The following is an 11,889-nucleotide window of genomic DNA, read 5'->3' as shown; positions in this document are numbered from 1 at the left end:
CTCACGCGGGGATCAGCTCGAACCGGTCCACGTCCACCAAGCCCCTGTCGGTGATCTTCAGGTGCGGGATCACCGGCAGAGGCAGGAAGGCCAGTTGCAGGAAGGGCTCGGCCAGCGGGCAGCCCATGCCGCGGACGGCGGCGCGGAGCGCGGTCAGGAGGTGCTCGACCTCCTCGAAACTCCGGTCGCTGATCAGCCCGGCCAGCGGCAGCGCCAGTTCGCCGACCACCTTGCCGTCCAGCGCCGCGACGAAGCCGCCCTGAAGCTCGATCAGCCGGTTGACGGCGACCGCCATGTCGGCGTCGTCCGCCCCCACGACGATCACGTTGTGGCTGTCATGGCCGACGCTCGACGCCAGCGCGCCGCGCCTCAGCCCGAATCCCTTGACGAAGCCCCGGCCGACATTGCGGTTGGTGCCGTGGCGGCTCAGCACGCAGACCTTCAGGATGTCTGCCTCCGGGTCCGGGTGCCGCTCGCCGTTGCGGTAGGGCAGGCTCGCGGTCAGGTGCTCCGTCAGGATCTTCCCCGGGATCAGTCCGATCACCGGTCCCGACGGACCGCCCGAGGGAGTCCTGAAGACGTCGGGCGTCACCGGGTCCAGCCGGATCGAGCCCAGCCCGACCGGCGGCACGATGTTCCGGCCCGCGAAACTCTCCGGCCCGACGACCCGGCCGCTGCGGATCACCCGGCCGACCCGGCAGTCCTCCAGGTCGTCCAGCAGCACGATGTCGGCTTGGAACCCCGGCGCGATCAGCCCGCGGTCGGTCAGCCCGAAACCCCGCGCCGCCGACCAGGTCGCCGCGCGATAGACCGATTCGGCCGGGGCGCCCAAGGCGATGGAACGCCGGATCAGGTGGTCGATATGGCCCTCCTCGGCGATATCGAGCGGGTTGCGGTCGTCGGTGCAGAAGCCCAGGAACGGTGAGGTCATGGCGTCGATGATCGGGGCCAGCGTATTGACGTCCTTCGACACGCTGCCGTCGCGGATCAGCACCTGCATGCCCTTCCGCAGCTTCTCCCGCGCCTCCTCGACCCCAGTCGTCTCGTGGCAGTTCCTGATGCCGCAGGACAGGTAGGCGTTGAGGTCGCGGCCCGTCACCAGCGGGCTGTGCCCGTCGATATGGCCGCCCTGGAACGCCGCCAGCTTGTCCAGCACCTTGGCGTCCTTGTGGAGCACGCCGGGGAAGTTCATGAACTCCGCCAGGCCGATCACCTGGGGGTGGCCGCGGTGGCGGACCAGGTCCTCGGCCTCCAGCCGGGCGCCGGAGGTCTCCAGCTCGGTCGCCGGAACGCAGGAGGACAGCTGCACCCGCAGGTCCATGGCGAGCCCGACCGAGCTGTCGAGGAAGTATTTCAGCCCCTCCTCCCCCAGCACGTTGCAGATCTCGTGCGGGTCGCAAACCGCGGTCGTCGTCCCGCGCGGCAGCACGCAGCGGTCGAATTCGGCCGGCGTCACCAGGGTGCTTTCGCAATGGACATGGGTGTCGATGAAGCCCGGGACGGCGATGCGGCCGCGCCCGTCGATCACCACCTCCCCGTCATAGCTCTCGTAGGTGCCGACGATCACGTCGCCGCAGACGGCGATGTCGCCTTCCGCGATCTCGCCCGTCACCACGTTGAGGAAACGGGTATCCTTGATCACCAGGTCGGCCTTCGTTCGCCCCATGGCCTGGTCGATGCGCTTCCCCAGGTCGTCGCGCGTCACCCCCATAGCCCGGCCTCCGGCGGAAAGACGGTCTCGCCCTCGTAGCGGAGGCCGGGCTCCCGGTCCCGCGCCAGCCACAGCGGACCGTCCAGGTCGACCAGCTTGGCGCCCTGCGCGATCACCACCCCCGGCGCCATGGCGAGCGAGGTCGCCAGCATGCAGCCGACCATGACGTCGAACCCGGCCTCCTCGGCGGCGCATTTCAGGCGCAGCGCCTCGGTCAGGCCGCCGGTCTTGTCCAGCTTGACGTTGACCACCCGGTACTTGCCGCGCAGTTCGTCAAGGGTCGAGCGGTCGTGGCAGGATTCGTCCGCTCCCAGAGGCACCGGACACTCGAAACCCAGCAGGGCGTCGTCCTGGCCCGCCGGCAAGGGCTGCTCGATCAGTTCGACCCTGAGCCGAGCGAAGGCGTCGCCGAAACGCTTCAGGTGTTCGAGCGACCAGCCCTCGTTGGCATCGACGATCAGCCGGGCGCCGGGCGCGTTCTCCCGCACCGCCGTCACCCGCTCCAGGTCGCCGTCCCCCGTCAGCTTCAGCTTGAGCAGCGGCCTGTGGGCGGAAGCCCGCGCCGCGGCGGCCATGTTCTCGACCGTGTCGAGACTCAAGGTGTACGCCGTGACCACCGGGGCAAGCGGCGCGTCCAGGTCGGCCACCTGCCAGATCGGCTGCCCGGTCAGCTTGCACGCGAGGTCCCACAGGGCGCAGTCCACCGCGTTGCGGGCGGCACCCGGCGGCAGGGCCGCCAGAAGCTCCTCCTGCTCCATGCCGGCGCCGATCGCGCCGGCGACGCTCTCGATCTGGGCCACGACCCCGTCGATGCTCTCGCCATAGCGGGCGTAGGGCACGCACTCGCCCCGGCCGACGGTGCCGCCGTCGTCGATCTCGGCGACGACCACATGGGCCTCGGTCTTGGCCCCGCGGGAGATGCGGAAGGTGCCGCGGATCGGAAAGGTCTCGCGGCGGACCGTCAGGGTGCGCTTCGCGGTTCCGGCTGCCATCGGCTCAGCCCAACAGGTCGACGATCGGGGCGACGCCCATGCGGACCGGATCGACCGCCGGCATGCCGAAGCGGTCGGACAGCTCCTTCAGGTACGTCTCGGCCGCGGACTGGTCCATCGCGGCGGTATTGACACTGAACCCGATCACCTTCGCATCCGGGTTGGTCACCCGGGCCGCCGCCTCGTGCGCCACGATGCAGTCCCGGATGTCCGGAACCTTGCGGTTCGGCAAACCCCGCATGTGCGGCCGGGTCGGCTCGTGGCACATCACCAGCACGTCCGGCTGGGAACCGTGGACCAGCGCCAGAGTCACCCCGGCATAGCTTGGATGGAGAAGCGACGCCTGCCCCTCGACCACGTCCCAGTGGTCGGGATCGTTGGCGGGCGTCAGGTATTCCACCGCGCCCGAGACGAAGTCGGAAACCACCGCGTCGATCGACACGCCGTCGCCCGCGATCAGGATGCCGGTCTGGCCGGTGGCGCGGAAGTCGGCGTTCATCCCGCGCGCCCGCATCTCTTTTTCAAGGGCCAGGGCGGTGAACATCTTGCCGATCGAACAATCGGTGCCGACCGCCAGCAGCCGCTTGCCCGGCCGCCGGTCGCCGGTTCCGATATCGAACTCGCGGGTCGGATGGCGCACGTCATGGAGCGAGCGGCCCAGTTCCCGGGCCTTGGCCGCGACGGAGGGCAGATCGGTGATCTTGTTGTGCAGCCCGCTGGCGATGTCCATGCCCAGGTCCAGCGCCTTCAGCATGGTTTCCTGCCAACTCGGGGCGAAGCGCCCGCCGCGGTTGGCGACGCCGATGATCAGGGTCTTGGCCCCTTCCGCGACCGCCTCCTCGAGGCTCTTGTCGGGAAGACCCAGGTCGGCCTTGCAGCCGTCCAGGCGCAGCTGGCCGACGCACCAGTCACGGCGCCAGCGCGCGACCCCGTCGGCGGTCTTGGCGGCCAGTTGGTCCGGCGCGTCGCCGAGGAACAGCAGGTAGGGATTGGCTATGGCCAAGGGTCTTCTCCATTACGCGTCTGCGATCGGTCATAGTCTATTCCATTCTCCGGCGCTGACCAGCGCCATCCATTCTCCGGCGCTGCCCAGCGCCGACCCGTTCCCCGGGGCCTGTCCGTCACCGGCCGGGATGCTCCACCCGGATCATCCGGTTGGCATGGGGGTGCTCGATCACCCGCACCGCCCCGTCGGGCCAGCGGACCTCCACCCGCTCCACGGAATGGACGGCTCCCAGCCCGAAATGGGCGACCGGCTCCATCTGGCAGAGATAGCCGCTGCCGGCGCAGATCGCGCGCCGCTGGGTCCGCCCGCGCGCCGTGCAGGTCACCAGGGCGCCACGCGCCGGCGCACCGGCGGCGGTCAGGGGCATGACCCTGAGCCAGCCATTGTCGGTCGGATAGGGGCGGTAGAATCCCAGCGGCTGGGATGCCGATTCGCCGTGGGAGATCAAAAGCTCCAGCCGGCCGTCGCCATCGATGTCGGCGACCGCGGCGCCGGTGCCGAATCCCAGCGGCTCCTCCGCGTCGCCGATCTCGGCCTCGGTCCAGCGATCGTTGGTCCAGGCGAACAGGCGGTTGGGCTCCCCGATGGTGTTGAAGAAGATCTCCTCGAACCCGTCATTGTCGAAATCGGCCGCGATCACGGTGCGGACCCGCGACGGCTCCGCCATGCCGGCCGGGGCCGACTCGACGAAGCCGCCGCCGCCCCGCTGGAGGAACAGCCGGTGCGGCCCCTCCCAGTTGCCGCAGACCAGGTCGAGCAGCCCGTCGCCGTCGGCGTCCAGCACCGCGACGCCGCGCCCGTTCCCGATCGCGTCGGCCACCCCCCAGTCCTCCGCGATCTCCTCAAAGGTCCCGTCGCCAAGATTGCGGAACAGGAAGTTCGGCCCGTGCTCATTGGCGGCGAAGATGTCCATGTGCTCCGACACCAGCGGCAGGCTGAGCAGCCCCCGGCCCGCCGCCGCCAGGTCAATGCCGGCCTCCTCCGCGACGTCGGACGCGCGCCCGCGCCGGTCCAGTTCGTACAGCCTGAACCGCCCGCCGTGGCTGGCGACGACGAATCCGTACCTGCCCGTGCCCGACCGGTCGATGCAGGCGACCGACCGTCCCGCCGTCTGGTTGACCGCGCCGAAATTCTCCGGCTGCCCGAACAGGTCCAGCCAGCGCTTGCCGAAGCAGGCGAACAGCCGGTCGCCGAACCGCTTCGGGCCGGAGAAGCTCTCGGAATTCAGGACGTAAAGCTCTTCGCGCCCGTCGCCGTCGGCATCGGCGGCGCACAGGCCGATGGCTTGGCGGGTCGCGTCGGCCAACACCGGGTCGGCGATGTCGACCAGCCGGCGCCCGTCCCATTTCAGCACCAGGTTGGCGCAGCCATATCCGGCCACGACGAACTCGAAGGCGCCGTCGCCGTCGATGTCGGTCACCGTCACGCCATAGCCAAGCCGGGGTTCGTTCCGGTCGATCGACGCCGTCTCGTCGAGAAACATCGTCCACTCCCTGGTGCCGTTGCCTGCCCCCATGCTGACACAATCCGGCGTGGACGGCACGCGGTGCGTATCCGGATAGGTACCGATCCCACCTGCCCGGCCAAGGCCTCGGGAAGATCGCGCACGCGGGGGAGCTTGATGGTGCTATCGCTTAGCGCTATCATCATCTGCATGAACAACGCGCACCGCAGGACACTGGCCAGCATCTTCGACCGGCCGACCAGAGCGGATATCCGCTGGACGGCGATCGAGGCGCTTGTGCTGGCTCTGGGCGGCAAAGTCGTTGAGCGGGCTGGCAGCCGGGTGTTGTTCGAAGTGAGCGGCATAACCGCGATCTTTCATCGGCCGCACCCGCAACCCACCACGAAGAAGGGCGCGCCACCACGAAGAAGGGCGCGGTGGATGCGGTCAGGCAGTTCTTGAGCAATGCAGGGGTGGAGCCATGATGGAATACAAAGGGTATGTCTCAGGTCCCATCGACTTCGACCCGGAAGACGGCACGTTTTCCGGCACCGTAGCGGGCTTGGCCGACGTGATCCATTTCCAGGGAAGCAATTCGGAGGAACTGGTTCAGAGCTTCCGCGGAAGCATTGATGAGTATCTCGCCTATTGCGAAGAAACGGGCAAAGCCCCGGACAAGCCGTTCAGCGGCAAGATGCTGATCAGGGCGACCCCGGAAATACACCGGAAAGCGGCCATGCGGGCACAGGCCGAAGGCAAGAGCCTCAGCGCCTGGGTCGCCGACACCATCAAGGCCGCATGACTACGGTGGCGACGACACCTCGAAGTCGCCGTCCCGTCGGGGAACATCGTCCACTCCCTGGCGCCGTCGCCTGCCCCCAATGCTGACCCAATCCGGCGCGGACGGCACGCGGTGCGTATCCGGACAGGTTCCGGCCGTCACCGCCCTTCCGTAGGACGGGAATTCGCCGCCTATTCCAGCCGCCGGCGTCCAATAGTCGTGACGCAACCGTCCCGGCAATATATCTAGGCGCACCAGCAGGACCCTGGACCTGGAACCCGAGCCCGAGAGAGGGGAAAGCCCGACATGAGTGTCCCCGACCGCCGCCGCCGCACCACCGTGCCGGAGCTTTCCTCCCGCAAGGGCGGCACGCCGATCGTGTCGCTGACGGCCTACACCACTCCCATGGCCCGCCAGCTCGACGCCCATGTGGACATGCTGCTGGTCGGCGACAGCCTGGGCATGGTTCTCTACGGGATGGACAGCACGCTGCCGGTGACGCTCGACATGATGATCGCCCACGGCGCCGCCGTGATGCGCGGCTCGGCCCTGTCCTGCGTCGTCGTCGACCTGCCGTTCGGCTCCTACCAGGAATCCCCGGAAGCCGCCTTCCGCGCCGCGGCGCGCGTCATGGCGGAGACCGGCTGCGCCGCGGTCAAGCTGGAGGGCGGCGTCGAGATGGCTCCCACGGTCGAGTTCCTGACGAGGCGCGGCATCCCGGTGCTGGGCCATGTCGGCCTCACTCCCCAGTCGGTCAACGTGCTCGGCGGCTACCGGGCCCGGGGACGCGGCGGGCAGGAGAGCAACGCGATTGCGGCGGACGCCTTCGCGATCGCCGAGGCCGGCGCCTTCGCGCTCGTGATCGAGGGTACGGTCGAGCCCCTGGCCCGCCAGCTGACCGCGGACCTGCCTGTCCCGACCATCGGCATCGGCGCCTCGCCCACCTGCGACGGTCAGATCCTGGTGACCGAGGACCTGGTCGGCCTGTTCAGCGACTTCACCCCGAAATTCGTCAAGCGCTATGCTGAGCTGGGTCCCCAGGTCTCGGCCGCCGCGCAGGCCTACGCCGACGATGTGCGCGCCCGCCGGTTCCCCGGTCCCGAACACGTCTTCGCCCCAAAACCCAGCGGGAGCACGCCCAATGCCTGAGAAACTGACCACAGTCCGGACCGTGGCCGACCTGCGCGCCCAGGTCGCGCGGTGGCGCGCCGCCGGGGAGATGGTCGGACTGGTGCCGACCATGGGCGCCCTGCACGAGGGGCACCTCAGCCTGGTCCAGGCCGCCCGCCGCCGGGGAGCGGACCATGTGGTGGTCAGCGTCTTCGTCAACCCGACCCAGTTCGGACCCAACGAGGATTTCTCCAAATACCCGCGGCAGGAGGACTCCGATGCCGCCAAGCTGGCGACGGTGGGCGCCGACCTGCTCTATGCTCCCGACGTGGGCGAGATATATCCCGACGGCTTCGCCACGACGGTCCATGTCGCCGGGCTGACCGACGGGCTTTGCGGTCCCCTGCGCCCCGGCCATTTCGACGGGGTGGCGACCGTCGTGTCCAAGCTTCTGCTGCAATGCCTGCCGGATGTTGCCGTGTTCGGCGAGAAGGACTACCAGCAACTCCAGGTGATCCGCCGCATGGTGCGCGACCTCAACATCCCCGTCCTGATCGAGGGAGCGGCCACCGTCCGCGACGAGAGCGGACTGGCGCTGTCGTCGCGCAATGCATACCTGTCCGCCGAGCAGCTCGCCATCGCGCGCCAGCTCAACGGCGTGCTGTTCGCCATGGCGGAACGCATCGCGGCGGATCCGACGCGGTGCCGAAGCGAAATCGACTGGGGATTGGAGCGGCTGAGGGAGGCCGGTTTCGACCGGATCGACTATCTGGCCGTCTGCGATGCCGCGTCGCTGGAGCCGCTGGAAGTGGCGGACCGCCCGGCCAGGGTCCTTGCCGCCGGCTTCATAGGACGCACCCGGCTGATCGACAACTTGCCGGTATGATCGTCCGGGAAGGTGGACCGGATCGCGCGCGCACCCGGATCGGGTGGCCAACCGTTCGATAAGTTCTGGACATCCTGACCACAGCCGGCCGGCACTACCCGGCCAGCATGGCTTCAGGCCTGCTTCGCGGCGGCGGCGGCTCCGCCGCGCGCCCGGGCCTTGTCCGCCGTCGGCGGCGGCAGCTCGATGTTGACTTCGAGCGTGGAGTAATCGCCCCCACGCTCGAAGCTCACCTCGACCTTCTTCTCGTCGATCTGCACGTATTTGGCGATCACCGCCAGCAGTTCCCGCTGAAGGATCGGCAGATAGTCCGGGCTGGACCCGGCGGCGCGCTCATGCGCAAGGACGATCTGGAGGCGTTCCTTCGCCTCTTCGGCGACCGACTTGCGCGGAGGTTGCCGGAAGAAGTTGAAGATGCTCATGCAGTCCTCCGCAGGAGGCGATCCAGGAAGCCCCTCTTTTCCGGCTTCATGAAGCGGTGCTCCACCGTCTCGCCCAGGAACCGGGCGACCGCGTCGGTGTAGGCGTGGTTGGCGTTGCTCTTCTCGTCCAGCGTCACCGGCATGCCGATGTTCGAGGCGCGCAGCACGGCCGGGCTCTCCGGCACGACGCCCAGCAGGGGGATCGCCAGGATCTCCAGCACGTCGTCGACCTTCAGCATGTCGCCACGCTCGACTCGCTCCGGATCGTAACGTGTCAGCAGCAGATGCTCCTGCACCGGCTCCTGGTTCAGTTCCGCCCGTCGGGACTTGGATGCCAGCACGCCGAGGATGCGGTCGCTGTCGCGCACCGACGAGACTTCCGGGTTGGTCACGATGATCGCGTGGTCGGCGAAGTACAGCGCCATCAGGGCGCCCTTCTCGATGCCGGCCGGGCTGTCGCACAGGATGTAGTCGAAGTCCTTCTTCAATTCGTCGAGGATCTTCTCCACACCCTCCTTGGTCAGCGCGTCCTTGTCGCGGGTCTGGCTGGTCGGCAGGATGAAGAGATTCTCGACCCGCTTGTCCTTGATCAGGGCTTGGTTGAGCTTGGCCTCGCCGTTGATGACGTTGACGAAATCGAACACCACCCGACGCTCGCAGCCCATGATCAAGTCAAGGTTCCGCAGACCGACGTCGAAGTCGATGACAACGGTCTTGAACCCGCGCAGTGCCAGTCCAGTGGCGAAGGCAGCGCTCGACGTGGTCTTGCCCACGCCGCCCTTGCCCGATGTCATAACGATTACCTTGGCCAAGGAAGCCTCTCCACTCTTCGAAGTTGATTGCGAACTTGTTTCTTTGCCGCGGCTCATGACAACGGATCCATGCGCAGATATCCGTCGTCCAGATATATGTGAACCTGCTTCTTGAACACCGAGGCGTCCAGATCCTCGCTGACCCGATAGAGCCCGGCGATCGATACCAGTTCCGCCTCCAGGCTGTGGCAGAAGATGCGGGCGGCGGTATCGCCGGAGATGCCCGCCAGCGCGCGTCCGCGCAGCGAGCTGTAGACATGGATGTTGCCGTCGGCCAGCAGCTCGGCCCCGGCGCTGACCGGTCCCAGCACGATCAGGTCGCCGCGCGCGGCGTAGATCTGCCGGCCCGAGCGCACCGGCTCGGTGATGATCAGGGTGGTCTTCTGGAATTCCTGCGCCGGCGCGGCGTCGCCCGCCGGTGCGGGGTTGCGCGGCGGCAGCGGGTCGGTCGGCGCCCGGCCGGGGGCCGGCCGCTGGAAGTCGCGCTCCGGCTCGCGGCTCGGACGGCCGGTCGGCATGACCGTCAGCCCGGCCTCGAAAGCCGCGGCCTGCTGGGCCGGGGTGCCGCCCTGGATGCCGACCGGGATCAGGCTGTTCTGGCGCAGGGTGACGACGAAATCGATGAAGTCGGCGGGGCCGGCGCCTTCCTCCAGGTCGTCCAGGTCGAGCACCACGGGGGCGTTCCGGAAAAAGTTCGGCGCCTGGCGGATCTTGCTCAGCAGTTGGGGGAAGAACGACGGGTCATCGGGGGCCACCAGCTTAAGCACCATGACGGTGAAGCTGTTGCCCCTGAGCTGGAACGGCGCGTCACGTTCCGAAATCTGACTGGTGCTTCTCACAAACCCCTACCACTTATCATGATGGCCGCCGCCCGGCAGGCGTCCGGCACCGCCGTCCCCTGCCCTGGCCCCACGGGTTGAAATCGACCGCCCTTACGAAAATCGAGAAAATGGCTACTCCTTCTAGCGAGCCATGGCCCCGAAGTGCAAGCGTCTAGTTAACCATAACCTGCGGATATTTCCGCGACCAGCCCCGCGGCCGGGCTAGACTGCGGACCATAGCCTAATTCTTGGGGTCTGTGCCTCAAAAACTACAAATTATGGTGCCGATATACTCATTTTTTGACAAACTCTTCAAACCTGCCCGGCAGGTCTCAGCCGCCGTCGGAAGGCCGCTCCGCGGCTTTGCCGGCCAGTGCCGTCCTGCGCTGTTCATACTCCGCCTCGGTCATCAACCCGCGGTCGAACATCACCTTCAACGCCCGCAGGGACCGCGCCGCCGAGTCGTCCCCTTCGTCGCCGCTCTCGCTGTCCGCGGCGCCGCTCGCCACCCCGGCCCGGCCCCGGACAGGACGCCCCGAAGGCCGCGCGGCTCCGGACGCTGGCTTCTTCTCGTTCCAGATCGACGTGAACCTGCTCGCCATGCCTACCCCCGTCACCTCCGAGCCCGATACCGTGGCGCCAGCATAGGCAAATACGCGCGCATACGCCATGCCGGCGTCGCCCTGGCGGGCGCGACGTGGGTAACCCGCAACATGTAGATGAATTTTTTATTGGCCCCACGAAATAACGGCGACAAAGCGAGAATTTGACGGTTATCCTTGGTGACATCAAGGCTGACACAGACGACAGGAGCCTCTTCCCTTGTCCGACCCGTCGAGAAGCATTCCGGATCCAGCGTGCGGGGCTCAAAGCCTTCGTCGCCGCCGGACAGCCATCCGCCTCGACGCGTCAGCCGACTGCACGATCGAACCTCCCGTCCGGGAGGTTTTTTTGTGCCCGCGCCCAGCTTCAAGTCCCGGTTTCAACGGTCCAGGAGAACGACATGGCCCAACGCCGCTTCGGCAGCAGGAGGTGATCGATGAGAGCCCCGTTTGACACATGCAGCGCCTGGGATCCCCTCAACCAGGATGCCAGCGAAGGGAAAGGACGACGCACCATGGCGAAACGCACCGCATCCTCGGCCCGGGTCGTGGCTCTCACCGAAGCCGACGAGGACGGCTTCCGCGAACAGAGCTACCTGAAGACGGTGAAGCCGCGCACGTCCAACCAGGAAGCGCTGATGGCCGCGATCGACGCCCACGCGCTGACGCTGGCGGTCGGTCCCGCCGGGACCGGCAAGACCTACCTGGCCGTCACCAAGGCGGTCGAGGCGATGAGCGCCGGCAGGGTCACCCGCATCGTGATCACCCGGCCGGTCGTCGAGGCGGGCGAGAGCCTGGGCTTCCTGCCCGGCGACATCAACGAGAAGATGGACCCGTGGATGCGCCCGATCTACGACGCGCTGTCCGACCGGCTGGGCGCCCGCCAGGTGCGCCAGATGACCAAGGACGGCACGGTCGAGATCGCGCCCCTCGCCTATATGCGCGGGCGGACGATCTCGCGCAGCTTCGTCATCGTGGACGAGGCGCAGAACATGACGTTCCAGCAGATCAAGATGCTGCTGACCCGCCTGGGCTGGCATTCCACCATGGTGATCACCGGCGACCCCGACCAGACCGACTTGCTGCCCGGCATGTCCGGCCTGGAGGAGGCCGTCCGCCGGCTCGACCCGCTGGACGACGTCGCCATCGTCCGGATGACCACCCAGGACATCGTCCGCCACCCGCTGGTCGCCGCGATGATGCCGCTGCTCTCCTGATCTTACGGCGGTGCGGAGCGCCGTAAGCCGGCCTTTGGCCCAGGCCGACTTACGGCGAACCGACTCAGCGGAACCGGAGGGCTCG

General features: G+C 67.8%; 13 protein-coding genes. 5 read left to right on the top strand and 8 right to left on the bottom strand.

All coding sequences use genetic code 11. The annotated features are described in order from the left end of the window. Position 1 precedes the first annotated feature (1 nt). From ade to DPR14_RS03300, 4 genes are all read right to left on the bottom strand, one after another. Positions 2 to 1,711, bottom strand: coding sequence for an adenine deaminase (gene ade, locus DPR14_RS03315; RefSeq protein WP_158043903.1), 1,710 nt, complete (start codon positions 1,709 to 1,711; stop codon positions 2 to 4). Further along, entirely contained in the window at positions 1,702 to 2,703 is a 1,002-nt protein-coding gene (gene dgcA / locus DPR14_RS03310; protein ID WP_158043902.1) for an N-acetyl-D-Glu racemase DgcA, read from the bottom strand. The genes ade and dgcA overlap by 10 nt, the downstream gene beginning before the upstream one ends. A gap of 4 nt (positions 2,704 to 2,707) precedes the next feature. Beyond that, complete coding sequence (gene dgcN, locus DPR14_RS03305; RefSeq protein WP_158043901.1) at positions 2,708 to 3,706, bottom strand: N-acetyltransferase DgcN; 999 nt, start codon at positions 3,704 to 3,706, stop codon at positions 2,708 to 2,710. Between the two features lie 118 nt (positions 3,707 to 3,824). Then, complete coding sequence (locus DPR14_RS03300; RefSeq protein ID WP_158043900.1) at positions 3,825 to 5,192, bottom strand: CRTAC1 family protein; 1,368 nt, start codon at positions 5,190 to 5,192, stop codon at positions 3,825 to 3,827. Between the two features lie 138 nt (positions 5,193 to 5,330). Here DPR14_RS03300 and DPR14_RS03295 point away from each other — a divergent pair, with 138 nt between their 5' ends. The 4 genes from DPR14_RS03295 (at position 5,331) to panC (ending at position 7,930) form a co-directional block, all read left to right on the top strand. Next, a complete protein-coding gene (locus DPR14_RS03295; protein WP_246148793.1) occupies positions 5,331 to 5,615 on the top strand; it encodes a type II toxin-antitoxin system HicA family toxin in 285 nt (94 codons plus the stop codon). Positions 5,616 to 5,724: 109 nt separating this feature from the next. Further along, the gene (locus DPR14_RS03290) at positions 5,725 to 5,955 is read left to right on the top strand and encodes a type II toxin-antitoxin system HicB family antitoxin (protein ID WP_246149281.1); all 231 of its coding nucleotides are present in this window, start codon (positions 5,725 to 5,727) and stop codon (positions 5,953 to 5,955) included. A 285-nt stretch (positions 5,956 to 6,240) separates the two neighbouring features. Next, entirely contained in the window at positions 6,241 to 7,083 is an 843-nt protein-coding gene (gene panB, locus DPR14_RS03285) for a 3-methyl-2-oxobutanoate hydroxymethyltransferase (RefSeq protein ID WP_158043898.1), read from the top strand. Next, positions 7,076 to 7,930, top strand: a complete 855-nt coding sequence (gene panC, locus DPR14_RS03280) for a pantoate--beta-alanine ligase (protein ID WP_158043897.1) — start codon at positions 7,076 to 7,078, stop codon at positions 7,928 to 7,930. The genes panB and panC overlap by 8 nt, the downstream gene beginning before the upstream one ends. 113 nt (positions 7,931 to 8,043) lie before the next feature. Here panC and minE read toward each other — a convergent pair whose 3' ends face one another. The 4 genes from minE to DPR14_RS03260 all read right to left on the bottom strand — a co-directional run bounded on the left by minE (position 8,044) and on the right by DPR14_RS03260 (position 10,587). Then, positions 8,044 to 8,352, bottom strand: coding sequence for a cell division topological specificity factor MinE (minE, locus tag DPR14_RS03275; RefSeq protein WP_158043896.1), 309 nt, complete (start codon positions 8,350 to 8,352; stop codon positions 8,044 to 8,046). Further along, positions 8,349 to 9,146, bottom strand: a complete 798-nt coding sequence (gene minD, locus DPR14_RS03270) for a septum site-determining protein MinD (protein ID WP_425501007.1) — start codon at positions 9,144 to 9,146, stop codon at positions 8,349 to 8,351. The genes minE and minD overlap by 4 nt, the downstream gene beginning before the upstream one ends. 71 nt (positions 9,147 to 9,217) lie before the next feature. Then, positions 9,218 to 10,003, bottom strand: a complete 786-nt coding sequence (minC, locus tag DPR14_RS03265; protein ID WP_158043894.1) for a septum site-determining protein MinC — start codon at positions 10,001 to 10,003, stop codon at positions 9,218 to 9,220. Between the two features lie 314 nt (positions 10,004 to 10,317). Continuing rightward, entirely contained in the window at positions 10,318 to 10,587 is a 270-nt protein-coding gene (locus tag DPR14_RS03260) for an SHOCT domain-containing protein (protein ID WP_192499244.1), read from the bottom strand. Positions 10,588 to 11,102: 515 nt separating this feature from the next. Between DPR14_RS03260 and DPR14_RS03255 the strand changes: the two genes are divergently transcribed. Further along, the gene (locus DPR14_RS03255; RefSeq protein ID WP_158043892.1) at positions 11,103 to 11,804 is read left to right on the top strand and encodes a PhoH family protein; all 702 of its coding nucleotides are present in this window, start codon (positions 11,103 to 11,105) and stop codon (positions 11,802 to 11,804) included. Positions 11,805 to 11,889 lie beyond the last annotated feature (85 nt).

This window comes from Skermanella pratensis, assembly GCF_008843145.1.
Lineage (GTDB): Bacteria > Pseudomonadota > Alphaproteobacteria > Azospirillales > Azospirillaceae > Skermanella > Skermanella pratensis.
Note: the sequence above shows the minus strand (reverse complement) of the source record. Positions and strands in the feature narration are given on the sequence as shown.

Coding starts and splice junctions, on each gene's coding strand:
- ade (WP_158043903.1), bottom strand. CDS start 1,711: ATGGGGGTGACGCGCGACGACCTGGGGAAGCGCATCGACCAGGCCATG.
- dgcA (WP_158043902.1), bottom strand. CDS start 2,703: ATGGCAGCCGGAACCGCGAAGCGCACCCTGACGGTCCGCCGCGAGACC.
- DPR14_RS03300 (WP_158043900.1), bottom strand. CDS start 5,192: ATGTTTCTCGACGAGACGGCGTCGATCGACCGGAACGAACCCCGGCTT.
- DPR14_RS03295 (WP_246148793.1), top strand. CDS start 5,331: ATGGTGCTATCGCTTAGCGCTATCATCATCTGCATGAACAACGCGCAC.
- panB (WP_158043898.1), top strand. CDS start 6,241: ATGAGTGTCCCCGACCGCCGCCGCCGCACCACCGTGCCGGAGCTTTCC.
- panC (WP_158043897.1), top strand. CDS start 7,076: ATGCCTGAGAAACTGACCACAGTCCGGACCGTGGCCGACCTGCGCGCC.
- minE (WP_158043896.1), bottom strand. CDS start 8,352: ATGAGCATCTTCAACTTCTTCCGGCAACCTCCGCGCAAGTCGGTCGCC.
- minD (WP_425501007.1), bottom strand. CDS start 9,146: ATGACATCGGGCAAGGGCGGCGTGGGCAAGACCACGTCGAGCGCTGCC.
- DPR14_RS03260 (WP_192499244.1), bottom strand. CDS start 10,587: ATGGCGAGCAGGTTCACGTCGATCTGGAACGAGAAGAAGCCAGCGTCC.
- DPR14_RS03255 (WP_158043892.1), top strand. CDS start 11,103: ATGGCGAAACGCACCGCATCCTCGGCCCGGGTCGTGGCTCTCACCGAA.